The sequence below is a fragment of the Nostoc sp. 106C genome (assembly GCF_002154725.1).
GTDB lineage: Bacteria > Cyanobacteriota > Cyanobacteriia > Cyanobacteriales > Nostocaceae > Aulosira.
Genome location: NZ_MTAW01000074.1, coordinates 1 through 2,761, shown reverse-complemented (window position 1 = coordinate 2,761; position 2,761 = coordinate 1). Strand labels below are relative to the sequence as shown.

Sequence of the window (2,761 nt, the reverse complement as noted above, 5' to 3'; positions counted from 1 at the left end):
TGCTTTCTATTACTCACACTTGTCCTCAGCGTAAAATACCTACACCTGTCAGGGGGAGCAGGGGGGATAAGGGAGATTAAGAAGAAGTTTTTGGTTTTACGAGATTAATTACAAAATTACTAAACTGAACTAGTAGTCTGTCAAGATAAAAACGATGGACTGTAGTGTGAGCGTCTCGCTCACGCGGGCAAGATGCCCGCACTACCAAAAACCTCTCAAAACAAAATTGGCAGACTACTAGTGCCGTATCCTCAGCAATAATATACCCTACTGGCTACGGGCAATTTGCTTGTATCGCGTAACAATGCGATCGCATTGCCCTGTTATGCCATTACATTGGTCTGTTATGCCATTGCATCGCTCTGTTATGCCATTGCATCGCTCTGTTATGTCATTGCATCGACTGGTTAAATTTAAATTGCTAGTTATTTTGCCCAGGAGTTGGGTAATTTATCGAATTAAGGTTACAGATACGCCAATATTTAGATGTGTCTAAATGCGATCGCTTGTGAAAGCGGGTAAATTTGAACTGAGGGTAAGGCAGGCGCGATCGCTCTTGAGTTTTTACTTTACAAGATTGGTGGTGTCTACGATAAGTTGCTCTGCGTCTACGCACTACAAACAAATTGACATAAATGAACTAATGTTGCATAAGTTACCCCTCGCCAGTTGGTAGTGGTGTGTCTAGGCTAAAGTTGTGCATTAGATTTCTAATTGATAGGGCGCTAAAGCGCAACTACGAACATTTTTTATTGCAACATTGTTCTGTGATCGCACTTTATTTAGCTGCAAATTCTATTCATCAGGGTTTATATATCATGTACCGTCATTGCGATCGTAGGGTACTCCCAAGGAGAACTCGCAGAGTAGCAATCCCAAACCCAGCGATTGCGTCGTTTCACTCCGTTCCACTCGCAATGACATAATTAATCCCAAAAATTTTGCATAAGTTCCCCCTCGCCAGAAATATAAGGAATTAAAGTTAATACAAAGTCGAGGTGATTCCCCTTCCCTGCTGCTTTTCGTTAAACAAATTGCTTTTGCTCAAAGGAGGTGAAAGAATTAAAAATGATTAGCTGAAATTCAGTAAAAATACCGTGGTAGCAGCAAAATTCTGGGAATTGGTCAAGCTAGACTCTACGAGCAAGCGCCGGGTAGAAATGATACTTGCAGCTAAAAATTATTTTGAAACACAATTTACAGATGGAGTTGAGCTTTCTGATACTGCGATCGCTCGCCACCTTTGGCAACAAATACAACAAGCTGAAGCAGTTAACACTGAAGAAACAAACCTAGCTGAAATTTGTCTGCGGTGCTACATATCTTCCCAAATCTATCAAGTTTGCCTAGATTTGGCGATGAAATTTGGCAATCGTCACGGTTTTAAGTGTAAGGATTTATTGCCCTTTGTCTTAGATGACCAAGTAATTTTAGAAACCTCAACCAAAGCAAAAGCAAGTACATCTTCTTATCAATCTTTAGCGACAAAAGTCTTAAAAACATTCGACCCAGCTAAAGGTTCGCTGAATACATGGGTAAGTCGCTATGTTAAACAAAACCCAGAAATCAAGCGGTTTTTACTCCAGCATGGTGTGTTTTTGGTTAGCGATTGGGCACTGTTGAACGATACAAATCCCAAAGAATTACAACGAATTCTTGCAGATATGTATCATTTAACGCCAGGGGAAATTGAGCAAGTCTGCCAATTGTTGATCAGTTATCACGCAGTTTACCGCGAAGACCGCTTGCAACAAAGGCTACCTGGGGTAACGCAACCCTGTCAAATCCCCACATCGGAACAGTTAACTCGCATTGTTAATGACTTGCAAAGCCGAACTAATCACACAATCAGCAAGGAAGCAGTGTTAAATCAACTCCAAGCAATTGCAAGCAAGCTGAGACAATACCGAATTGCAGCTCAAGGAGGCTATGTAGCCTCATTTCCTTATGATCGGCCAGAGATTCAACCCATTATAGAGCGATGCCTGCGGCGGGCTGCGCCAACGCAACTTACCCAAGTTGACGATGAAACAACTGAATTTATACGGTTATATCAAAAGGAATTTCTAGAATCTTTAGATAAAGCTATTTCTCAAGCTATAGAAACTTCTTTAGATAAACTGCAACGCAAACGTACTAATCAAGAAATTGCTCAATCATTTGTCACTGCTTTATACCTTTTTCATTGCCAAGGTCAACCAATGAGCCAAATTGCTCCGCAAATTGGGATGAAAAAACAATATGAGGTAACGCGGTTTTTAAAGCTCAATGAATTGCGTGCTGATATTCGCCAAAATCTCTTGTTAAATTTACGCGATCGCGTTTTAGAAATCGCCCAACAATTTACAGATTTTGAACGATTGCAACGTTTAGATCAACAGTTGAAATTGATTTTAGAGGAACAGATTTCTAACATCATCCAAGAAGCCGAATCTGAAGCGAAAAATCCAGTACGTAATCAGCCTTTATGTAGTCTTTTAGCTCGGCGTTTATGCCGTTATTTAAAAGGCAGAAGGCAGTAGGCAGAGGAGCAACTGCGTTGGCCGGGTTTCCCGGCTTAAAGCAAGTGGCGTAGCAGAAGGTAAGAGAGATAAGGTTTTTGTTTGGAGTTGTGAATTACTTTTTCTAACGAACCGCAAAAGACGCGTTCGGCGAAGCCGTTCCCAAAGGGTAGGACGAGAAGGAAGAGAATGAGGAGGACAAAGAACAAATGACAAATGACAAATGACAAATGACAAATGACAAATGACAAATGACAAAT

At 41.0% G+C, this 2,761-nt stretch carries 1 protein-coding gene; it reads left to right on the top strand.

Features of this window, described 5'->3' with window-relative positions:
- The first annotated feature begins 1,097 nt into the window (after window positions 1–1,097).
- Window positions 1,098–2,522 (top strand): hypothetical protein, encoded by a 1,425-nt coding sequence (locus BV375_RS07240; protein WP_086758789.1) that lies wholly within the window; start codon window positions 1,098–1,100, stop codon window positions 2,520–2,522.
- Window positions 2,523–2,761: the final 239 nt, after the last annotated feature.